The organism is Stenotrophomonas sp. YJH_SMC_57, assembly GCF_059369755.1.
The window spans coordinates 239,500-260,233 of record NZ_JCAFSZ010000004.1 but is presented as its reverse complement, the minus strand read 5'-3'; the positions used below and the strand labels follow the sequence as shown (position 1 = coordinate 260,233).

General features: G+C 67.8%; 16 protein-coding genes. 7 read left to right on the top strand and 9 right to left on the bottom strand.

All coding sequences use genetic code 11. The features are described from left to right. Window positions 1-19: 19 nt before the first annotated feature. Window positions 20-655: a LysE family translocator gene (locus tag AC5P7U_RS06975; protein ID WP_197564776.1), complete on the top strand. Its 636-nt coding sequence runs from the start codon at window positions 20-22 to the stop codon at window positions 653-655. A 103-nt stretch (window positions 656-758) separates the two neighbouring features. On the opposite strand, the gene AC5P7U_RS06970 is transcribed toward AC5P7U_RS06975, so the two are convergent. Together AC5P7U_RS06970 and AC5P7U_RS06965 are read right to left on the bottom strand one after the other, a co-directional pair. Further along, entirely contained in the window at window positions 759-1,778 is a 1,020-nt protein-coding gene (locus AC5P7U_RS06970) for a ribonucleotide-diphosphate reductase subunit beta (protein WP_004153683.1), read from the bottom strand. 118 nt (window positions 1,779-1,896) lie between these two features. Beyond that, the gene (locus AC5P7U_RS06965) at window positions 1,897-4,299 is read right to left on the bottom strand and encodes a ribonucleoside-diphosphate reductase subunit alpha (protein ID WP_004153680.1); all 2,403 of its coding nucleotides are present in this window, start codon (window positions 4,297-4,299) and stop codon (window positions 1,897-1,899) included. A 526-nt stretch (window positions 4,300-4,825) separates the two neighbouring features. On the opposite strand from AC5P7U_RS06965, the gene AC5P7U_RS06960 reads away from it, so the two are divergent. Further along, a complete protein-coding gene (locus tag AC5P7U_RS06960) occupies window positions 4,826-5,662 on the top strand; it encodes a DUF2884 family protein (protein ID WP_495220908.1) in 837 nt (278 codons plus the stop codon). 58 nt (window positions 5,663-5,720) lie between these two features. Here AC5P7U_RS06960 and zapE read toward each other — a convergent pair whose 3' ends face one another. After that, window positions 5,721-6,821, bottom strand: a complete 1,101-nt coding sequence (gene zapE / locus AC5P7U_RS06955; protein ID WP_495220907.1) for a cell division protein ZapE — start codon at window positions 6,819-6,821, stop codon at window positions 5,721-5,723. Further along, on the bottom strand, window positions 6,818-7,489 hold the full coding sequence (locus tag AC5P7U_RS06950) for an alpha/beta hydrolase (protein ID WP_053448505.1): 672 nt from the start codon (window positions 7,487-7,489) through the stop codon (window positions 6,818-6,820). The genes zapE and AC5P7U_RS06950 overlap by 4 nt, the downstream gene beginning before the upstream one ends. Window positions 7,490-7,532: 43 nt before the next feature. Between AC5P7U_RS06950 and AC5P7U_RS06945 the strand changes: the two genes are divergently transcribed. Next, entirely contained in the window at window positions 7,533-8,390 is an 858-nt protein-coding gene (locus tag AC5P7U_RS06945; RefSeq protein WP_495220906.1) for an EamA family transporter, read from the top strand. A 301-nt stretch (window positions 8,391-8,691) separates the two neighbouring features. Here the strand turns inward: AC5P7U_RS06945 and AC5P7U_RS06940 are convergent, their stop codons facing one another. From AC5P7U_RS06940 to AC5P7U_RS06930, 3 genes are all read right to left on the bottom strand, one after another. Next, the gene (locus AC5P7U_RS06940; protein WP_495220905.1) at window positions 8,692-10,137 is read right to left on the bottom strand and encodes an ExeM/NucH family extracellular endonuclease; all 1,446 of its coding nucleotides are present in this window, start codon (window positions 10,135-10,137) and stop codon (window positions 8,692-8,694) included. 173 nt (window positions 10,138-10,310) lie between these two features. Then, the gene (locus AC5P7U_RS06935) at window positions 10,311-10,829 is read right to left on the bottom strand and encodes a c-type cytochrome (RefSeq protein WP_005407662.1); all 519 of its coding nucleotides are present in this window, start codon (window positions 10,827-10,829) and stop codon (window positions 10,311-10,313) included. A gap of 205 nt (window positions 10,830-11,034) precedes the next feature. After that, window positions 11,035-11,643 carry a TetR/AcrR family transcriptional regulator gene (locus tag AC5P7U_RS06930; protein ID WP_004153662.1) on the bottom strand — a complete coding sequence of 203 codons (609 nt, stop codon included), beginning with the start codon at window positions 11,641-11,643 and terminating at the stop codon, window positions 11,035-11,037. A 160-nt stretch (window positions 11,644-11,803) separates the two neighbouring features. Between AC5P7U_RS06930 and AC5P7U_RS06925 the strand changes: the two genes are divergently transcribed. From AC5P7U_RS06925 to AC5P7U_RS06915, 3 genes are read left to right on the top strand one after another with little or no spacing between them, the layout of a single operon-like run. Further along, window positions 11,804-12,967 carry an isovaleryl-CoA dehydrogenase gene (locus AC5P7U_RS06925; protein WP_197564744.1) on the top strand — a complete coding sequence of 388 codons (1,164 nt, stop codon included), beginning with the start codon at window positions 11,804-11,806 and terminating at the stop codon, window positions 12,965-12,967. A 10-nt stretch (window positions 12,968-12,977) separates the two neighbouring features. After that, window positions 12,978-14,588 carry a carboxyl transferase domain-containing protein gene (locus AC5P7U_RS06920; protein ID WP_197564743.1) on the top strand — a complete coding sequence of 537 codons (1,611 nt, stop codon included), beginning with the start codon at window positions 12,978-12,980 and terminating at the stop codon, window positions 14,586-14,588. Between the two features lie 8 nt (window positions 14,589-14,596). Then, on the top strand, window positions 14,597-16,612 hold the full coding sequence (locus tag AC5P7U_RS06915) for an acetyl/propionyl/methylcrotonyl-CoA carboxylase subunit alpha (RefSeq protein ID WP_495220903.1): 2,016 nt from the start codon (window positions 14,597-14,599) through the stop codon (window positions 16,610-16,612). A gap of 19 nt (window positions 16,613-16,631) precedes the next feature. Here the strand turns inward: AC5P7U_RS06915 and AC5P7U_RS06910 are convergent, their stop codons facing one another. Continuing rightward, window positions 16,632-17,798 carry a putative peptide maturation dehydrogenase gene (locus AC5P7U_RS06910; protein WP_053511188.1) on the bottom strand — a complete coding sequence of 389 codons (1,167 nt, stop codon included), beginning with the start codon at window positions 17,796-17,798 and terminating at the stop codon, window positions 16,632-16,634. A gap of 138 nt (window positions 17,799-17,936) precedes the next feature. Here AC5P7U_RS06910 and AC5P7U_RS06905 point away from each other — a divergent pair, with 138 nt between their 5' ends. Beyond that, the gene (locus AC5P7U_RS06905) at window positions 17,937-18,233 is read left to right on the top strand and encodes an NHLP-related RiPP peptide (protein WP_049456769.1); all 297 of its coding nucleotides are present in this window, start codon (window positions 17,937-17,939) and stop codon (window positions 18,231-18,233) included. 7 nt (window positions 18,234-18,240) lie between these two features. Here AC5P7U_RS06905 and AC5P7U_RS06900 read toward each other — a convergent pair whose 3' ends face one another. Beyond that, a complete protein-coding gene (locus AC5P7U_RS06900; protein WP_197564742.1) occupies window positions 18,241-20,730 on the bottom strand; it encodes a putative peptide modification system cyclase in 2,490 nt (829 codons plus the stop codon). Window positions 20,731-20,734: the final 4 nt, after the last annotated feature.

Genomic DNA, 20,734 nt, shown 5'->3' with positions numbered 1-20,734 from the left:
CCCCCTGCCAGGACCGCCCATGCCCGCGACCTCCGATCTGCTGGCCTTCGCCCTCATCTCGCTGGGCATGGTGCTCACGCCCGGGCCGAACATGATCTACCTGGTTTCGCGCTCGATCTGCCAGGGCCGCCGCGCCGGCCTGATCTCGCTGGGCGGGGTGGCGCTGGGCTTCGTGTTCTACATGCTGTGCGCAGCGCTGGGCATCACCGCCCTGCTGATGACCGTGCCGCTGGCCTATGACGCGCTGCGCATCGGTGGCGCGCTGTACCTGCTGTACCTGGCCTGGCAGGCGCTCAAGCCGGGCGGCCGCTCGCCGTTCGCGGTGCGCGAGCTGCCGCCGGACGGCCCACGCAGGCTGTTCGCGATGGGCTTTCTGACCAACCTGCTGAACCCGAAGATCGCGGTGATGTACCTGTCCCTGCTGCCGCAGTTCCTGCACCCGGAAGGGCATGGCAGCGTGCTGGTGCAGTCACTGGTGCTGGGCTTCACCCAGATCGCGGTCAGCGTCAGCGTCAACGCGGTGATCGCGGTGATGGCCGGCAGCATTGCCGGCTTCCTGGCCGCGCGCCCGACCTGGCAGGCGGTACAGCGCTGGCTGATGGGCACCGTGCTGGCCGGGCTGGCGGTGCGCATGGCGGTGGAGGGGCGGCGCTGATTGCAGGGTCGAGAACAGCAGTCGAGCATGGCTCGACGCTGCAGAAACAAAAAACCCCGGCGTTGGCCGGGGTTTTTTGTTGCGACAGGCCTGACCGGTTCGATCAGAAGTTCATGTCGAAGGCGACTTCGCCCTGCACGCCGACCTGGTAGGCCGAGACGCGGCGTTCGAAGAAGTTGGTCAGCTCCTGCACGTCCTGCAGTTCCATGAACGGCAGCGGGTTGCGCACGTTGTACTTCTTTTCCATGCCCAGCTTGGCGAAGTGCTGGTCGGCGCAGTGCTGCAGGTACTGGCGCATGTCGCGGGTCGAAATGCCGGCTACGCCGCCGGACAGTACGTCCTCGGCGAACTGCACTTCGCACTCGATGGCTTCGGCCAGCATGTCGTAGACCTGCTGCTTCATCTCTTCGTCGAACAGGTCCGGCTCTTCCTCGCGCACCACGCGCACCGACTCGAACGCGAACTCCATGTGCGCGCTCTCGTCGCGGAACACCCAGTTGGTGCCCGAGGCCAGGCCCGGCAGCAGGCCGCGCGAACGGAAGTAGTACACGTAGGCGAACGCAGCGAAGAAGAACAGTCCTTCGATGCACGCAGCGAAGCAGATCTGGTTGAGCAGGAACTGGCGGCGCTCGGCACGGGTCTCGATGCGCTTCAGGTCCTGGATCGAGTCGATCCACTTGAAGCAGAAATCGGCCTTCTTCTTGATCGAGTCGATGTTCTCCACCGCGGCGAACGCTTTGACGCGCTCTTCCGGGTCCGGCAGGTAGTTGTCGAGCAGGGTCAGGTAGAACTGCACGTGCAGCGCTTCTTCATACAGCTGGCGCGACAGGTACATGCGCGCTTCCGGCGCATTGAGGTGCTGGTACAGGTTCAGCACCAGGTTGTTGGACACGATCGAATCGCCGGTGGCAAAGAACGCGACCAGGCGGTGGATCAGGTGGCGCTCACCCGGCGACATCTTGCTGTGCAGGTCGGTGATGTCGATCTGGAAGTTGATCTCTTCCACCGTCCAGGTGTTCTTGATCGCGTTCCGGTACATGTCATAGAACTGCGGGTAGCGCATCGGGCGCAGGGTCAGTTCAAAACCGGGATCGAGCAGCATCTGCTTGGGCTTGTCGGCCATGGGTGTTTCCTTGAATTCCTGGGTGAGCCGCCGGGCATGGCCCGGCGCTACCGTGGGTGATGATCGTTGGCCGGGGTTGCCGGCCAGCGGCCGGCACTACCGCGCGGCGGTGCCGCTCTTACTGGCAGGCCTCGCAGGCTTCCGGGTTTTCCAGCGAGCAGGCGATGGCTTCGTCCGGGCTGAACACCTTGGCCGGGGCCGCGCTGCTCACCGTGGTCTTGGCGATCTTGGTGGCCGGGCGCGAACGCAGGTAGTAGGTGGTCTTGATGCCCTGCTTCCAGGCGTACATGTACATGGAGGACATCGCGCCGATGTTCGGGCTTTCCATGAACAGGTTGAGCGAGGCCGACTGGTCGATGAAGGCGCCACGCTCGGCGGCCATGTCGATCAGCGAACGCATCGGCAGTTCCCACGCGGTGCGGTAGACCTCGCGCAGCGTCTCCGGAATCTGTGCCACGCCGGCGATGGAGCCTTCGGCCAGCTTGATCGCATCGCGCATGTCGGCGGTCCACAGGCCCAGCTTCTTCAGCTCGTTCACCAGGTAGCGGTTGACCTGCAGGAAGTCACCGGACAGGGTCTCGCGCTTGAACAGGTTGGACACCTGCGGCTCGACGCACTCGTAGCAGCCGGCGATCGAAGCAATGGTCGCGGTCGGGGCAATCGCGATCATCAGCGAGTTGCGCAGGCCGTGTTCCTTGATGCGCTCACGCAGGGCATCCCAGCGTGCGGTGTCTTCCGGCACCACGTTCCAGGCGTCGAACTGCAGTTCGCCGCTGGCGGCACGGGTGTCGTTGAACGACGGGTGCTTGCCGCGTTCCTGGGCCAGCTCGCAGGAGGTTTCCAGCGCGTGGAAGTAGATCGCTTCGGCGATCTTCTTCGACAGGGCGCGGGCTTCGGCGCTGTCGAACGGCAGGCGCTTGCGGAAGAACACGTCCTGCAGGCCCATGCAGCCCAGGCCGACCGGACGCCAGCGCAGGTTGGCGCGGCGGGCGGTTTCGATCGGATAGAAGTTCAGGTCGATGACGCGGTCGAGCTGGCGCACGGCCAGGCGCACGGTCTCGGCCAGCTTCTCGAAGTCGAACTCATTGTGCTCGTCGAAGTGGTTGCCCAGGTTGATCGAACCCAGGTTGCACACGGCGGTTTCATCGTTGGAAGTGACTTCCAGGATTTCGGTGCACAGGTTGGACAGGTGGATCACGTTGCCCGGGCGCAGGGTCTGGTTGCTGGCGCGGTTGCACTTGTCCTTGAAGGTCATCCAGCCGTTGCCGGTCTCGGCCAGCGTACGCATCATGCGGGCGTACAGCTTGCGCGCGGAGATGGTGCGGTTGGCCTTGCCCTGGGCTTCGGCCTGCAGGTAGGCGGCTTCGAAAGCTTCGCCGAACAGGTCGGTGAACTCCGGCACCACGCGCGGATCGAACAGCGACCATTCCTGGTCCGCCTCGACGCGCTTCATGAACAGGTCCGGCACCCAGTTGGCCAGGTTCAGGTTGTGCGCACGGCGGGCTTCGTCACCGGTGTTGTCACGCAGCTCGAGGAAGTCCTCGACGTCGGCGTGCCAGGTTTCCAGGTAGACGCAGGCCGCACCCTTGCGCTTGCCGCCCTGGTTCACCGCGGCCACCGACGAATCCATGGTCTTCAGCCACGGCACGATGCCGTTGGAGTGGCCGTTGGTCGACTTGATCAGCGAACCACGCGAACGCACGCGGGTGTAGCTGACGCCGATGCCGCCGGAGAACTTCGACAGCTGGGCGATGTCGCCGTACTTGGAATAGATCGACTCCAGCGAGTCCTGCGGCGAGTCCAGCAGGAAGCACGAGGACAGCTGCTCGTGGGTGGTGCCGGAGTTGAACAGGGTCGGGCTGGACGGCAGGTAGTCCAGGTTGCCCATTCGCTTGTACAGCGCCAGGGTCTCGGACACGTCCTCGCTCAGCGCGCTGGCGATGCGCAGGAAGAACTGCTGCGGGGTCTCGATCACCTTGCGGGTGTGCGGGTGGCGCAGCAGGTAGCGGTCGTACAGGGTGCGCAGGCCGAAGTAATCGAAGTTCAGGTCCAGCGCGCCATCGATGGCGTCGTTGAGCTTGCGTGCATTGGTCTGCACGAAGTTCAGCAGGCGGTCGTTGATCAGGCCGACTTCATGGCCACGGCTGACCGACTGCGAGAAGGCGTAGATTTCCTGGCCCGAGACTTCCTTGGCGATGTAGTTGGCCAGCAGGCGCGCGGCCAGGCGCCCGTACTCGGGCTCTTCACCGATCAGCAGGGCGGCGGTGCGGATGGACAGTTCGTCCAGCTCGCGGGTGGTGGCGCCGTTGTACAGGCCGGAAATGGTCCGGGTGGCCACGCGCATCGGATCGACGGCGTGCAGGCCTTCGGAGGAACGCTGCACCGCGCGCACGATCTTGTTCAGATCCACCAGTTCGGTGGTCCCGTTGCGCTTGGTCACACTCATCGCGTTGGCCGTCGGCGGCGACGTCAACAGGAATTCGCTTTCCTTCTCGATGGTGGCGCTGGATTCGGTGCTCACGGCGTGTGTCCTCTTGGCGTGATTGGGGGTGCTCGATGCATCGGGTGACGCAGCCCGGGACATGACAGCCCAGGATGGCAGGACGGCGTCGCAGGGGATGAGACCCTGCGCCTGCCACTGCCGTTGACGATCGCGGATGGGTGCTGCTGCCCCCTGGAATTGGGGTTGCTGCGACCGACGGCCACAAGATAGTGGGGGTAATGGGGGCCGTCAACGCCAAATGTAGTGAAATTCGGCAATCCCTTGCGCCGCAAGGATCGTGCCATCAGCGCCTCATCGGGACGCTTCAGACCTGCCGGATCGGGCTGCGCAGTCAAGCCCGAAACGCGTCATCGCGGTGGTACAACGCCGCGCGGAAACGGAACAATGACAGCTTCACATGACAGTGATGAAGCTGGCTAGGGACAACCCTGTGGATAGGTGGTGGGCAGCCGGTGGGAATACGGTGGACGGGTGACTTCCGGCCGGTGACGCCCGCGCGCTGGCAGCGGATGCTGGCCGCTCGCTTCTGGAAAAGGACCGTCCGATGCACCTGCGCCTGAACGCCCTGGCCCTGCTGGCCGCGCTGTTCATTCCCCCGGCGCTGGCCGCCGAGGGGCCGGACCTGCGGTCAGACCAGTGCGGCATCCACACCGACTACGACGTGCTGGTGGACAGCGGCGGCATCTGGCTGCGGCATGGCCCGCAGGCCCCGCATGAGGTGGTGTTCCACGATGGCGAACTGAGCCTGGACGGCACGATGGTGACGGTCAGCGCCGCCGACGCGGCCCGGCTGCGGCAGATGGAGGCTGGCGCCCGCCAGTTGATGCCGGCGGCCACCGCACTGGCCCACGAGGTCTCCGGGGTCACCTTCGATGCGCTGGACGCCGCCTTCGAGGCCATCACCGGCAAGTCCCGCAACCGCCAGATGCGCGGCATGCGCGAGGAGACGCAGCGCTGGATCGACGCCAGCCTGGGCCGTGGCTATTGGGAACAGGAAACCTTCGGCGACGGCTTCGACGCACACATCGACCAGATGGCCGAAACCATGGCCGCGTCGATGACCCGCAGCGTGCTGTGGCAGGTGTTCACCGGCCGCGCCGGCGCCATGGAGCGCCGTGCCGACCGCCTGGACGCGGAAGTCGACCGACGCATGGAAGCGCGCAGCCAGCAGCTGGAGGCCAAGGCGATGGCGCTGTGCCCGCTGGTGCAGTCGCTGGCAGCGGCCCACGACGCGCTGGAGGTGCGCTACCAGGGCCAGCCACTGCGGCTGCTGGAGCGTGGCGAAAGCCTACGGGTGGAACACGGCAACGGCTCCGGCCTGCATGTATCGGCCGGGCCGGATGAGCGGCCGCGTGACAACGCCGTGGCGCCGACCCGGTAGACGCCTGGCGTGGTCGTGCCGGCCGCTGGCCGGCAACGCATTCACCCGCAAACCACCCTCACGCCCGGTGCGGGGTACCCAGGTATTCGGCGCTCTGCATTTCGATCAGGCGCGAGGCGGTGCGCTCGAACGCGCCCTGCAGGCGCTGGCCGGTATACAGCTCGATCGGCGAAGTGCTGGCGGTGCAGACCAGGTTGACGTGGCGGTCGTACAGTTCGTCGATCAGGTTGACGAAGCGCCGCGCCGCATCTTCGTTCAGGCGATCGAAGGCGGGGATGCCGCCCAGCAGCACGGTGTTGAACTCGTGCGCGATCTCGATGTAGTCCGACGGTCCGCGCGGGCCTTCGCAGAGTGCAGCGAAATCGAACCAGGCGATGCTCTTGCCGCGGCCGCGCACCGGGATCTTGCGGCCCTCGATCTCGATGTTGCCGGGCTTGGCCGGCTGCCCGCCGCTCAGTTCGTTCCAGCGCGTGGCCAGCCATTCATCGCTGTCGGCCGCCAGCGGCGCGCGGTACACCGGCGACCGGGTCAGCGCGCGCATCCGGTAATCCTCGGTGCCCTCGGCATACAGCTCCACGCAGAAGCGCTGCAGCAGGCCGATGGCCGGCAGGAAACTCTCGCGCTGCAGGCCGTTGAGGTACAGGTTCTCGACCGCCGTGTTGGAGGTGGTGACCAGGGTCACGCCCTCGGCAAACAGGCGTTCCAGCAACCGCGCCAGCAGCATGGCATCGCCGATGTCGGTGACGAAGAATTCATCCAGCACCAGCACGCGCAGGTTGCTGCGCCATTCCTGGGCGATCTTCGCCAATGGGTCGCTCTGGCCCTGGTGCTCGCGCAGGCGCTCGTGCACGCTGCGCATGAAGCGGTGGAAGTGGGTGCGGTACTTCTGCTTGATCGGCAGCCCGTCGTAGAACAGGTCGACCAGGAAGGTCTTGCCACGGCCGACGCCGCCCCAGAAGTACAGGCCCTTGACCGGCTCGGGCTTCTTCCAGAACGAGGACAGCCGGTCCAGCCAGCCGTCTTCGGCGCTGTCGACCAGGCCCAGGTGGATGCGGTCCAGCTCGGCCAGCGCGGCGTGCTGGGCCAGGTCGTTCTGCCAGTCACCACGGGCGACCCCTTCGGCGTACCGCTGCGACGGGGTCAACTCGGTTGCACTCATGCCGCCGCGCCCAGCCAGTGCTTGACGCCGTGGGTCAGCGCGCCGCGCAGGTCGATCAGCTTGCGGTGGAAGAAATGGCTGGTCTCGGGCATGCGCACCAGTTCGTGCGGGAGATCCAGCGACGCCAGCCACTGGTAGACCGCCTGCGGGTCGACGATCTCGTCCTGCTCGCCCTGGATCACCAGCCAGCGCGCCGGCGGTGCGATGCCACCGAAGTCCCAGCGACCGGCCGGCGGCGCGATCGAAATCAGCGCTTCGGGCTGCAGCTCGGCGGTCGCCTTCAGCGACACGAATGCGCCGAAGCTGAAACCGGCCAGCCACAGGCGGTCATCGGGGCGCTGGCTGCGCACCCAGGCGGCGACCGCCTTCAGGTCGTCCTGCTCGCCCACGCCGTGGTCGAACTCGCCAGCCGACGCGCCGACGCTGCGGAAGTTGAAGCGCACCGTGGTGATGCCCAGCTCGCGCAGGGTGTTGGCGGTCATGGTGACCACCTTGTTGTGCAGCGTGCCGCCCTCGGTGGACAGCGGATGGCAGACGATGGCGACGATCGGCTGCACCGGCACGTCGGCCTTGGGCAGGTCGACGACCACTTCCAGCGGGCCGGCCGGGCCGTCCAGTTCGAGGCAGGCGGTTTCGCCGGGGGCGACGGGGAACGAGGGCTTGTGCATGGCAACATGATACCGTCCCTCGCCCCTGCCCTGTGCCCGCCCCATGCTCTACCTGTCCTTGGCCGTGATCTGCAGCGTGCTGGTTTCGGTGTTGTTGAAGGTGGCCGCACGCCGCCAGCTGGATGTCGCGCAGATGGTCACCTGGAACTACCTGGTGGCGGCAACGCTCACCGCCGTGGTGCTGCAGCCGCCGCTGGATGCACTGCGCGCGCCGCATGCGCCGTGGCTCTCGCTGCTGGCGCTGGCGGTGGTGCTGCCGTCGATCTTCCTGGTGCTGGGCCGCGCGGTGGCGGTGGCCGGCATCGTCCGCAGCGACGTGGCGCAACGGCTGTCGTTGCTGCTGTCATTGGCTGCTGCGTTCCTGTTCTTCGGCCAGACCGCGACGCCGTGGAAGCTGGCCGGCCTCGGCCTGGGCCTGCTGGCGATGGTGGCGATCAGCCTGCGCCCGCGCGGCCCGGCAGTGGCCGCCTCAGCCGGCGGCTGGGGCTGGCTGCTGGGGGTGTGGGCCGGGTTCGCGGTGGTGGACGTGCTGCTCAAACAGGTCGCGTTGTCAGGTACGCCGTCGATGGCGGCAGTGCTGGCCAGCTTCAGCGTGGCCTTCGTGCTGATGCTGGCGCTGCAGCTGTGGCGTCACTTCAGTGGTCGCAGCCGGCTGGCCTGGCGCAACCTCGGTGCGGGCGCGCTGCTGGGCCTGCTCAACGGCGGCAACATCCTGTTCTATGTGCATGCGCACCAGGCGATGCCGCAGAGCCCGGCCACCGTGTTCGCCGGCATGAACATCGGCGTGGTGGTGCTGGGTGCACTGGTGGGTGTGTTCGCCTTCGGCGAGGCCACCACGAAGTGGAACCGCGCCGGGCTGGCGCTGGCGGTGCTGGCGATCGGTTTGATTGCCTGGGGGTGAGCGTTGGTTGCGGCGGGCCATTTCCGCGCCCGCGGTGGGATGTCACTTTTCTTTTCGCGCGAAAAGAAAAGTAACCAAAAGAAACGCGCCGCCAGCCGCGAGCCGGTGCTGTGCACCGGTACCCTGCGCTTCTCGGTGAACCAGGGGACGGCGCCGAACTCGCTACGCTCAGACATCGGCGCCTCTTCGCCCCTGATTCACCTGCGATGCTCGGCTCGCTTGAAGGCGGACTGGTAGATCACAAGCAACGGCAGCATCCGTGCCGATCAAGGTCCCTCCCAGAGCAGATCCCCGGCGAACCTTATTTGTCGAAGCCCAGCAGCAGCGGGTCGTGGTCGGAACTGCGCCACGGGCCCGGCACGTTGCGGCCCTGGTAGCCGCTGGCGTCCTGCTCGTCGGCGTTGCTGTGCCATTCGGCGGCGCCACGCAGGCGCTTGGCCATGCCCGGGTTCAGCAGCGCGTGGTCGAGGCGGCCGGTGTAGCCGTTGTAGACGTAGCTGTAGGGATGCTCGACCTTGGCAACCTTGAACGCGTCCTGCCAGCCCAGGTCATGCAGGGTGCGGATCGGATCTTCCATGGCGTAGGCATTGAAATCGCCCAGCAGTACCGCGTCCCTGGCACCGGTGCCGGTCGGGTCGGTCTGCAGCCAGGCGTGCAGCTGCTGCGCCGAGGCCACGCGGGTGGCGTTCCAGCATCCCTGGTTGTCGTTGTGGTCGGCGTCGGCGCCGGCGGCATCGCGGCAGCCCTTCGACTTGAAGTGGTTGGCCACCACCACGAACGGCGCGCCGTGCTTGCCCTGGAACGCCTGCGCCAGCGGTACGCGACTGTGCTCGACGAACGGGCCGCCGGTCAGCGTGGCCGGCTTTCCGACCGGCTGCAGGCGCGTGCTGCGGTAGATGATGCCGACCCGGATCGGGTTGTCGCCGGGGCCGTTGCCGGCATCGACGAAACGCCAGTCGCCCTGCGCGCCGCGGTCGCGGTTGAGCGCATCGACCAGTTCGGCGATGGCCGACTGCGGTCCATAGCCGTCGTTCTCCAGCTCCATCAACGCGGCAACATCGGCACCGAGCGCGTTGACCGTGGTCACCAGCTTGGCCACCTGTGCCTTGTGCTCGTCCAGCGTGCGCGCACCGCGCAGGGTCGGGAAGCCGCCGCCCTGGCCGTCACCGTTGAAGAAATTCTCCAGGTTGAAGGCGGCCACGTGCAGGCTGCCCGGCACCGTCGGCACCGCCGGACGCTTCAGTTCCGGCAGCTTCAGCACGCCTTCGACCTGCAGGCGGGGCCGACCCTGCGCATCCACCCGCACGATGCCTTCGACGTTGCGCAGCTGCATGCCGGTACGCAGCACCGGGTTGCCCGGCAGGTAGGCCACACTGGCCGGGTCGCGGGCGTCGCTGCCATCGTCCAGCAGCAGGCGACGACGCTGGTTGTCGGCCATCACCTGCTCGTAGCCGGCGGTACCCGGCGCGGCCACTTCGGTTGGCTGCCAGAGGTGGCCGTCGAAGGCCACGGTGAGTTGGCCGAAGCGCTCCAGGCCGTCGGTACCAGCCAGGGTCAGCGGCACGGCGATACGCACCCGCTGTCCCTCCAGCGCGCGCCAGTCGGCCGGGGCCGCAGTCAGCACCACGGTGGCGCTGCTGCGCGCGGCAGGCGTTGCCGGGGCCGGTGCAGCCTGCGGCAGGGCCTGGGCGAAGGCGCTGGCCGGCAGCAGCAGGGTCAGTGCAAGGGCAAGGGAGCGGCGGCGCATCGACGGGCGATTCCAGGGAAGAGGGCGCACAGACTAACCCTGAAATGCGAAACCCTGCTTGCGCAGCGGGGTTTTGGCCCGGGTGGGCAAAACCGGGTAGCGCCGGCCGCTGGCCGGCAACCCCATGACCTTCATGCGATGCGTGGTGGCCGGCCAGCGGCCGGCACTACCGGTTACTTCAGGTTGCCCAGCATCCAGTCCACGGTGGCGTGGATCTGTTCCTCGGTCAGCGCCGGGTTGCCGCCCTTGGGCGGCATGATGCCGCCGTCCGGGCCGGTGTAGCCCTCGATGGCGTGCTTGTAGAGGGTGTCCTTGCCCTGCGCGATGCGCTTGTCCCAGTGCGAGTGGTCCAGTGTCGGTGCCATGCCCACGCCGGTGGTGTGGCAGGCGGTGCACAGGTTGTCGAAGATGACCTTGCCGTCCTTGGTGCCGCCATAGGCCACCTGCGAGGCGGCCTTGGCCAGCGCGGCGGCCTTGGCAGCGGCCTGCGCGGCGGCGCCGGTGCTGCCGGCATAGACCGCGCCGGTGGGCGAAATGCGCTGCTCGGTGCGCTTGGCCGCGGTCGGCGACACCTCCGGCGGAATCCGGGTGTGGATGTAGGCAGCAAGGAGAATGAGGCCGAGGGTGATGGTCGCCAGCAGCGCGATCACCATGGAGAAGCGTTTCAGGAACTCCAGATCGTAATTCCGCACTCTTCGTTACCCCTGGCTGATAGTCGTTGGACCACGGCTGAGCGACTGCGTGATGGACCGAGTATAGAACGCGCTTCGCGTGCGACAACAGGCTTCAGGGCTGGTGCGGCGCAGCATGCCTGCCCGGTCGCGCCGGCCGCTGGCCGACATCGCCATCCCGCCGGATGGATCGTACAGAAGCCGGCCAGCGGCCGGCTCTACCGGATTACCGGGCGCCGATCGCGCGCAGGCAGAAGCTGCAGATCGCATCCACCAGTGCGTCCTCGTCGCGGTGCGCTTCGCGGCTGGGTGCGGTCGGGCCGACCATCGCCTCGGTGAAGGCGCCGACCAGGCAGGCGGCGGCCACGTGCGCGTCCTGCACCGGCAGCTCACCAGCTGCCACGCCCTCTTCCACCAGGCGCAGGAACACGTCACCAAAGGCGCGGCGGCCGCGCATGCGCTCGGCTTCCACGTCCGGGTCGACCGGTTCGACGATGAAGGCATGGGCCAGCCCCGGCCCGGCCAGGGCGCGGCGGACGAAGGCGGTGATCGCCAGGCGCAGGCGCTCGCTGGCCACCTCCGGGCCGCTGGCGATGCGCTCCATGATCGCCACCTCGTGGGCCACGGCGGCGTTGAGCACCTCCACGAACAGGTCGGCCTTGGACGGGAAGTGCCGGTAGATCAACCCGGTGGACACCCCCGCCTGGGCTGCCACGGCGGTTACCGGGGCGTTGCGCCAGCCGCCCGCGGCGACCAGCTCGCGGGTGGCCAGCAGGATCCGTTCCCGGGCCCCGGCCAGGCGTTCTTCCATCAGTGCAGAGCGTTTGTAGGCCATGTTTTGATTCTAGTTTCAATTTTTGAATTTGTGTTCACTTCTTTCCCGAACCCCGCTACGCTGGGGTCCATCGCCCGTGCGGGTGACGGTCCTGCCGACCGCCGCCCGCTCCCCCGCCGGGTGCGTCCATTCCCTGTAGTCCCGCCGTGGAGCCACCGCAATGCACGTGCCATCCCTGAACTTCGATCTTGGCGAAGATATCGACCTGCTGCGCCAGAGCGTGGCCCATTTTGCCGCCGCCGAGGTCGCGCCGCTGGCCGCCGAGGCCGATGCGACCAACCAGTTCCCGCTGGCCCTGTGGCCGAAGCTGGGCGAACAGGGCCTGCTCGGCCTGACCGTTGAAGAAGAATACGGCGGCACCGGCATGGGTTACCTGGCCCACGTGGTGGCGATGGAAGAAATCTCGCGTGCCTCCGGCGGCATCGGCCTGTCCTACGGCGCGCACTCCAACCTGTGCGTGAACCAGCTGCGCAAGAACGGCAGCGAAGAACAGAAGCAGCGCTTCCTGCCCGGCCTGTGCAGCGGCAGTCTGGTCGGCGCGCTGGCGATGAGCGAACCGGGTGCCGGTTCGGACGTAGTGTCGATGAAGCTGCGCGCCGACAAGCGTGGCGACCGTTACGTGCTCAACGGCAACAAGATGTGGATCACCAACGGCCCGGACGCCGACGTGCTGGTGGTCTATGCCAAGACCGACATGGACGCCGGTGCCAAGGGCATCACCGCGTTCCTGGTCGAGAAGGGCATGAAGGGCTTCTCCACCGCGCAGAAGCTGGACAAGCTGGGCATGCGTTCCTCGCCCACCTGCGAGCTGGTGTTCCAGGACTGCGAGATTCCCGAGGAGAACGTGCTGGGCCAGGTGGGCGGTGGCGTGCGCGTGCTGATGTCCGGCCTGGACTACGAGCGCGTGGTCCTCTCCGGTGGCCCGCTGGGCCTGATGGCCGCGGCCATGGACGTGGTGATGCCGTACGTGCACGAGCGCCACCAGTTCGGCGAGCCGATCGGCAGCTTCCAGCTGATCCAGGCCAAGATCGCCGACATGTACGTGGGCCTGGGTGCCTGCCGCGCCTATGTCTACGCCGTGGCGCGTGCCTGCGACCAGGGCCGTACCACCCGCCAGGACGCGGCCGGTGCGATCCTGTACGCCGCCGAGAAGGCTACCTGGCTGACCGGCCAGGCGATCCAGATCCTGGGCGGTAACGGCTACATCAACGAGTACCCGACCGGCCGCTTGTGGCGCGACGCCAAACTGTATGAAATCGGCGCCGGCACCTCGGAGATCCGCCGCATGCTGATCGGCCGCGAACTGTTCCAGCGCACCCTGTAAGGCCACCGCGATGACCGTCCTGAACAGCCAGCTGCAACCGGGCAGCGAAACGTTTGAAGCCAACCGCACGGCCATGCAGGCCGTGGTCGATGACCTGCATGCCACCCTCGCCCGCACCGCGCTGGGTGGCAACGAGGCCGCGCGTGCCAAGCACACTGCCCGCGGCAAGCTGCTGGTGCGCGACCGCATCGATGCCCTGCTCGACCCCGGCAGCGCCTTCCTGGAAATCGCGCCGCTGGCCGCGCACGGCATGTATGAAGACGCTGTGCCCGCCGCCGGCGTGGTGGCCGGCATCGGCCGGGTAAGTGGCGTGGAATGCGTGATCGTGGCCAACGACGCCACGGTCAAGGGCGGCACCTACTACCCGATGACGGTGAAGAAGCACCTGCGCGCGCAGGAGATCGCCGAGCAGAACCACCTGCCGTGCATCTACCTGGTCGATTCCGGTGGCGCGTTCCTGCCGCTGCAGGACGAGGTGTTCCCCGACCGCGACCATTTCGGCCGCATCTTCTACAACCAGGCCAACCTGTCGGCGCAGGGCATTCCGCAGATCGCCTGCGTGATGGGTAGCTGCACCGCCGGTGGCGCCTATGTGCCGGCGATGAGCGATGAGACGGTGATCGTGCGCGAACAGGGCACGATCTTCCTCGGCGGCCCGCCGCTGGTGAAGGCGGCCACTGGCGAAGTGGTGACCGCCGAGGAGCTGGGCGGTGCCGATGTGCACACGCGCATTTCCGGCGTGGCCGACCACATGGCCGACAACGACCTGCAGGCGCTGGCCCGGGTGCGCGCGATCATCGCGCAGCTGAACTGGCGCAAGCCGGAACCGGCGATGGCGGTGCAGCCTTCCGAGGAACCGCTGCTGCCGGCACACGAACTGTACGGCGTGATTCCGGCCGACACCCGCAAGCCTTACGACGTGCGCGAAGTGATCGCGCGCCTGGTCGACGGCTCGCGCTTCGACGAGTTCAAGCCGCGCTACGGTGCCACGCTGGTCACCGGCTTCGCGCATCTGAACGGCTACCCGATCGGCATCATCGCCAACAACGGCATCCTGTTCTCGGAGTCGGCGCTGAAGGGCGCGCACTTCATCGAACTGTGCACCCAGCGCAACATCCCGCTGGTATTCCTGCAGAACATCACCGGCTTCATGGTCGGCCGCAAGTACGAACAGGGCGGCATCGCCAAGGACGGTGCCAAGCTGGTGATGGCGGTGGCCTGCGCCAAGGTGCCCAAGTTCACCGTGGTCATTGGTGGTTCGTTCGGCGCCGGCAACTACGGCATGTGCGGCCGCGCGTACTCGCCCAACTTCCTGTGGATGTGGCCGAACGCGCGCATCGGCGTGATGGGCGGCGAACAGGCCGCCAGCGTGCTGGCCACGGTCAAGCGCGATGGCATCGAAGCCAAGGGCGGGCAGTGGCCGGCGGCGGAAGAAGACGCCTTCAAGGCACCGATCCGCGAGCAGTTCGAGCAGCAGGGCCACCCCTATTACGCCAGCGCGCGGCTGTGGGATGACGGCGTGATCGATCCGGCCGACACCCGCCGGGTGCTCGCTCTGGCGCTGTCGGCCAGCCTCAACGCCGCCCCTCAGCAGACGCGCTTCGGCGTGTTCCGCATGTAACCCGTGCCATGACAGAGCAAGCTCCCATGAAGCCCGTCGCCATGTTCAGCAAGATCCTGATCGCCAACCGCGGCGAGATCGCCTGCCGCGTCATCGCCACCTGCCGCCGCCTCGGCATCGCCACCGTGGCGGTGTATTCCGATGCCGACCGCAACGCGCGCCACGTGCGCCTGGCCGACGAAGCCATCCACATCGGCCCGGCCGCCGCACGTGAGAGCTACCTGCGCAGCGATGCCCTTCTCGACGCCGCGCGCCTGACTGGCGCTCAGGCGATCCACCCCGGCTACGGCTTCCTGTCCGAGAACGCCGACTTCGCCGATGCCTGCGCAGCGGCCGGCATCACCTTCATCGGCCCGCCGGCCAGCGCGATCCGCGCGATGGGTGACAAGAGCGCGGCCAAAGCGCTGATGGCCAAGGCCGGCGTGCCGCTGACCCCGGGCTACCACGGCGACCAGCAGGAACCGGCGTTCCTGCGCGCGCAGGCCGATGCCATCGGCTACCCGGTGCTGATCAAGGCCAGCGCCGGCGGTGGCGGCAAGGGCATGCGCAAGGTCGAACGCAGCGAGGACTTCGTCGATGCGCTGGCCAGCTGCCAGCGCGAAGCGGCCTCGGCGTTCGGCAACGACCACGTGCTGGTCGAGAAGTACGTCGAGCGCCCGCGCCATATCGAGATCCAGGTGTTCGGCGACAGCCACGGTGAGGCGGTGTACCTGTTCGAGCGCGACTGCTCGGTGCAGCGGCGCCACCAGAAGGTGCTGGAAGAAGCCCCGGCCCCAGGCATGAGCGCCGAACGCCGCGCGGCGATGGGCCAGGCCGCGGTCGATGCCGCGCGTGCGGTGGGCTACGTCGGTGCCGGCACGGTGGAGTTCATTGCCGGCCCGGACGGCGATTTCTACTTCATGGAAATGAACACCCGCCTGCAGGTCGAACACCCGGTGACCGAGTACATCACCGGCACCGACCTGGTGGAATGGCAGCTGCGCGTGGCCGCTGGCCAGCCGCTGCCGCTGCGCCAGGACCAGCTGGCCATCCACGGCCACGCCATCGAAGCGCGCCTGTATGCCGAAGATGCGGACCGCGGCTTCCTGCCCTCCACCGGTACCCTGCGCCACCTGCGCCTGCCGACATCCTCGGCGCACGTGCGTGTGGATACCGGCGTGGAGCAAGGCGACAGCATCACCCCGTTCTACGACCCGATGATCGCCAAGCTGATTGTCTGGGACGTGGACCGCGATGCCGCGCTGCGCCGCATGAGCCAGGCCCTGGCCGACTGCCAGGTGGTCGGCGTGACCACCAATGCCGGCTTCCTGCGCCGGCTGGTGAACACCGATTCGTTCGCGAACGCCAGGCTGGATACCGCGCTGATCGAACGCGAACAGGCGGCGCTGGGTCACGTGGGCGATACCGGCGATGCGCTGTGGATGCTGGCGGCGGTGGCCGCCGTGACCTGCACCGCAGGCGCCAGCTGCGATGCGCGCGACCCGCATTCGCCGTGGCAGGCGCAGGACGGCTGGCGCCTGGGTGCTTCGGCGCCACGCTTACTGCCGCTGCAGCAGGGCGAGCGCCGGCACACCCTGAAGGTGTGGGCGCAGGCCGATGGCTGGCGCGTGCAGTGCGATGACGCGGCGCCGGTGCAGGTGACCGGCACCGCCGATGCGCGGGGCATGACCGTGCAGCTGGAGGGCCGACGCTGGTCGTTGCAGGTGCTGCGCGAAGGCGACCAGCTGTATCTGTTCGGTGCCGATGGCCAGCACCGCTTCACCCTGCATGACCCGGTGGGCGAATCGGACCACGCCGCGGCCGATGCCGGCAGCCTGCTGGCACCGATGCCGGGCAGGATCGTGGCCACGCTGGTCGCGGCCGGCACCGAGGTCAAGCGCGGTACGCCGCTGGTGGTGCTGGAAGCGATGAAGATGGAACACACCCTGCAGGCCCCGGCCGATGGCACGGTGAAGGGCTACCGCGCCAAGGCCGGCGACCAGGTCGGCGACGGCGCGGTGCTGGTGGACTTCGAAGCGGCGTGATTGCCGGGGCGGCGACCGCTCAGCGGTCGTCGCCCGCCAACACGCGTCCGGCGGGATCGAATTCCGCCGTGTCCAGCGTGGCGCTGCGCCAGCCCAGGCCACAGATGGCCATTGCGCTCTGGCCGATGCCATCGAAGCCGAACGCCCGATCGACATCGGCATCGTTGATGGCCGCGGTCACGAACGCGGCCAGCCCACGCTCGGTCGCGCACAGGTACAGCAGCTGCGAGATATGGCCGACATCCAGCGTCACCGCACGGTGCGCCTTGGCATGGTTGCGGTACTTCCAGAAGCAGCGGTCATAACGCGGCGCCAGTACCAGCAGTGCCGGCGCATCGGCAAACCACTCCTGCCCCGACAGCATCCGCCGTGCCAGCGCAGGCAGCGACGGCGGCGGCGGTGAAGGCAGCGGCAGCACCGCGTGCTGCACCGGGTGGTAGTGGTACAGGCCCGGTGCCAGCCCCTCCACGTTCTGCACCAGCAGGAAGCCTTCGGTGGGATGCAGGCCACCACCGGAGGGCACGTTCTTCTTCAGGAACTCGGTATCGCGCTCGACCTTCTGCACCGCGTGCGCCATCAGCGTGCGCTGCAGCACCTGGGCCAGCAACGGCAGCGGCAGCGCGCGCTGCGGGTCGAAGTTGCGGCAAGTGGTGCGCCGCGCCAGCAGTGCGTCGAACGCAGCCTCGTCGCTGCGCGGCAGCGGCTGGTAATCGCCCTGCATCGGCTGCACCACCGGCGGTGGCGGCCCCAGCCGCTGGCGCAGGCCGGCGGCGGTGTCCAGCCCCTGCCGGCGCATGTCCTCCACGCTGTCCACGGCCTGCCAACGCGCGTGGCGATGGGCCAGTGCGGCCAACGGCCACCACTGGCTGCGCCGCAGCGCCTCATCACGCAGCTGGTGCCCCACCTCGCTGGGCGGGTCGGTCAGCAGCAGGCCCTGTTCAACCAGGCGCGCCAGCATGGCCGGCGAGGCGTCGGCCGGTGGCTCGCTCCAGCGGTGCGCGCTGAGCTCGCCCAGCAACTGGCGCTCCTCGGCATCCACCGGCAGGGGTTGATCCAGATGGGCGGCCAGGGCCACCCAGCTGATCTGGCTGTCCATCTCGGCGTGGCCGGCCAGCATCGCGCGCAGGTCCAGGGTGACCGACTCGCGGGGTTCGAACATCAGGCTGGCGCAGCGGCGCAGGCGCATGGGTTTCCTTCCTTCTGCCGCACAACCGGCATAGCAGCAGCGACCGCAGCGCGGCCAACTTTAGCGATGAACGCGCCACGGCCCTCAATGGCAGGCTGTCGCGGCCGATACGAGAAACTCCACCTACGGACGATCCCGATGAGCACCCATCCCCGCCTTTCCGCCGACGACGCCAGCATCCTGCTGGACCACCTGATCGACAACGACGACTTCCGCAGCCGCTTCACCGCTTCGCCGGCCCAGGCGCTGGCCTCGATCGGCCTGGACCGTGCTATCGGCGAAAACGACTGCATGAAGATCGGCACCCTGGCGTCGGTCGAGGAGCTGTGCCGCACGCGCGATTCGCTGCACGCGTACCTGAGCACCTCGACCGCCTCGATGACGGTGGTGTTCTGTTTCGAAGCCGACCGCATCGACGAGCGCGTCAACGCCTGAGCCTGCTTCAGTGCGACGATGGCGGCGACATCGCCGCCATGGCGATGTCGTGCACGTTCAAGGGCTGCCAGACCTGCATCGAAGCGACTTCAGCAATGGCCTGGCCGTGGTGCCGGGCCAGCCATTGCTGCTCGCGGCGCACGCCGGCGGCGTCCTGCTGTGCACGCAATGCCTGCAACAGCACCACATGGGCCTGTACCGGTTCGCTGCCATCCAGCGCGGGCTCGAGCAGATCGCGTGCCGCCTGCGGCCGTTGCCGACCCAGTTCGACCATGGCCCGCACCACGCGGAGCCACTTGCCGACCACCGGGCTGCGTTGCCCCTCCAGCAGCTGGCCGTGGTCGCGCAGCCACTCTGCGGCGAGCACATGCTGGCCCTGTCGCTGGGCCAGGTAAGCCAGCGCCAGCAACTGCAGGCTGCGGCTTCCCACGGCGGAGTCTTCGTTGTCGCGGAGCAGGGGCCGCAGCATCGCCGCGATGGATTCAAGCTCCTTCACGTCCCCGGCCGTGCACAGCGTGGTCACCGTAGCGTGCTGCAGCCGTCGATGGATCTGGTAGTCGATCAGCTCCGGCGCCGGACCGTCCGCCGCAATCGCTGAATGCATGGCTGTGCAATCGCGCTGCTCGGCAGCCACCAGCAGGTGGGCACGCAGGCGCATGCGCTGTTGCAGGTCGTCTCCCCTGGGCAATCGCATCAGCACCTGCCGTGCCTGTGCCTGCTGGCCCTGGGCGATCAGGACGTCCACATCAAGGTCGTCGGCCTCGTCATTGCCGCGCAGCATCTGTGCCTGATGCAGGGTCCGCATCGCCTGCTGTGGCTGGCCAAGGCCCAGCTGCGCCCGCGCCAGATGGATCATCGGATACAAGCGCAATGGATCCTGCGGCACCGTCGCCGCGCGCGCATAGGGCAGCGCTTCGGTGAAGCGATTGTCCTGCAGCAGCCCCCACGACGTATTGGACAGTCCGGCAAACGAATCCGGATAGATCTTGGCCAGTGCACGCCACTGCTCCAGCGGCCAGCCGCCGGGTTCCAGCTCGGCCTGCCAGCCCTTCAGGTACAGGCGCTCGCGTGCGGGCAGGCGCTGTTGCTGGGCCAGTGCATGCTCCAATGCCTCGCGCGCCTGCTGGACCTGTGCGGTGCGTGCCAGCAGCTTGGCCAGCCCCATGTAGGCCAGCGCAAAACCCGGATCGATGTCGATCGCGGCCTGGTAGAGATTGCGCGCCTCTTCGAAGCGACGTTGGCCCAGCGCGTTCTCGGCCAGGGCAAAGGCCCGCAGCGCACGCAGGTCGCGGGTCGACGCCCGCGGCAGGGGCAGCGACTGCTCAAGGCTGGCGACGGACTCACCCAATCCGCGACGCAGGCGTCCAACCACATCGTCCACCGCGAACACCAGCTGATCGGAGCGATCGGCCGTTGCCGTGAAGCTGGTCACCAGCTGGCCGCTGCGTGGCTCGACCACATCGATGCCCAGCAGGTAGCCACCGGTCTGCTGCCGCACATTGGGCAGCAGCACCGCACGCGCACCTTCGCGCATGGCGACTTCCACGGCCGTATTGCGGGTCATCCGCGAGTCACTGGACAGCCGGGCCATCTCCAGGCTTTCGCGGATCTTGCCTTCGGACAACACGTTCACGTACCGCGACTGTTCCAGCGCGATCAGAATCGCGTGCCGCATCGACTCGTCGAAGATCGGGTCACCGGTCAGGTTGTCGACATCGGCCAGCACCACCCAGTCGCGCTCGGCGAAGGCGATCGCCGGTTCCGGCCGCAGCAGCAGCCAGCCACCCAGCACCAGCACCGCCAGCACCAGGCCTTCGGCGGCCAGCACCACGGGCTGCCGCCACAGGGGAAGATCGCGGCGCGCCTTGGCATTGGAGCGCGGCATGCGCAGCGGCGCCGACCCGATCTCGCCCACTTCGATCACTTCCTGCACCACCGGCACACCCTTGAAGCGCCAGCGCCCGTGCGACTTCCACAGCAGGCGCGTGCCACGCTCGCCGAGCGCATCGGTGGCGCGGTGGGTCAGCGATTCGGCCACGGCCGACAACAGGATCTGGCCCGGCCGTGCCAGCATCATCAGGCGTGCTGCCATCGGCTTGGCCAGGCCTTCCACTTCCATCGACTTGGCGCCGGCGCGGACCGCTTCGGGGCTGTTGTCCCAGGTCAGCACGTCGCCCACGTGCAGGCCGGCACGCGCACGCAGTTCAATCGAGCGCTGCTGGCCCAGCGCATGCAGTTCGCGCTGGTAGTCCAGAGCGAAGCCCAGCGCATCGATGGCGCGCTCGAACAGCATGAACAATCCGTCGGAGCGATCGATCAGCTGGCCGTTCCAGCGCTGCTGCAGCACCAGCACCAACCGATCGTGTTCCTGGAACAGGCTCGCGGCCGCCACATCGCCGATCCGCTCGACCAGCTGCAGCGAATCACACAGATCGGTGAACAACAGGGCGCGTAGCTGGGGGCTATGCGGGGCTGACGTTCCGTTGTCGCCATTCATTGCC

Excerpts from the sequence above, each read along its gene's own strand:
- AC5P7U_RS06960 (WP_495220908.1), top strand. The coding sequence starts at position 4,826 with ATGCACCTGCGCCTGAACGCCCTGGCCCTGCTGGCCGCGCTGTTCATT.
- AC5P7U_RS06975 (WP_197564776.1), top strand. The coding sequence starts at position 20 with ATGCCCGCGACCTCCGATCTGCTGGCCTTCGCCCTCATCTCGCTGGGC.
- AC5P7U_RS06925 (WP_197564744.1), top strand. The coding sequence starts at position 11,804 with ATGCACGTGCCATCCCTGAACTTCGATCTTGGCGAAGATATCGACCTG.
- AC5P7U_RS06910 (WP_053511188.1), bottom strand. The coding sequence starts at position 17,798 with ATGCGCCTGCGCCGCTGCGCCAGCCTGATGTTCGAACCCCGCGAGTCG.
- AC5P7U_RS06915 (WP_495220903.1), top strand. The coding sequence starts at position 14,597 with ATGACAGAGCAAGCTCCCATGAAGCCCGTCGCCATGTTCAGCAAGATC.
- AC5P7U_RS06970 (WP_004153683.1), bottom strand. The coding sequence starts at position 1,778 with ATGGCCGACAAGCCCAAGCAGATGCTGCTCGATCCCGGTTTTGAACTG.
- AC5P7U_RS06930 (WP_004153662.1), bottom strand. The coding sequence starts at position 11,643 with ATGGCCTACAAACGCTCTGCACTGATGGAAGAACGCCTGGCCGGGGCC.
- AC5P7U_RS06950 (WP_053448505.1), bottom strand. The coding sequence starts at position 7,489 with ATGCACAAGCCCTCGTTCCCCGTCGCCCCCGGCGAAACCGCCTGCCTC.
- AC5P7U_RS06940 (WP_495220905.1), bottom strand. The coding sequence starts at position 10,137 with ATGCGCCGCCGCTCCCTTGCCCTTGCACTGACCCTGCTGCTGCCGGCC.
- AC5P7U_RS06920 (WP_197564743.1), top strand. The coding sequence starts at position 12,978 with ATGACCGTCCTGAACAGCCAGCTGCAACCGGGCAGCGAAACGTTTGAA.
- zapE (WP_495220907.1), bottom strand. The coding sequence starts at position 6,821 with ATGAGTGCAACCGAGTTGACCCCGTCGCAGCGGTACGCCGAAGGGGTC.
- AC5P7U_RS06900 (WP_197564742.1), bottom strand. The coding sequence starts at position 20,730 with ATGAATGGCGACAACGGAACGTCAGCCCCGCATAGCCCCCAGCTACGC.
- AC5P7U_RS06945 (WP_495220906.1), top strand. The coding sequence starts at position 7,533 with ATGCTCTACCTGTCCTTGGCCGTGATCTGCAGCGTGCTGGTTTCGGTG.
- AC5P7U_RS06905 (WP_049456769.1), top strand. The coding sequence starts at position 17,937 with ATGAGCACCCATCCCCGCCTTTCCGCCGACGACGCCAGCATCCTGCTG.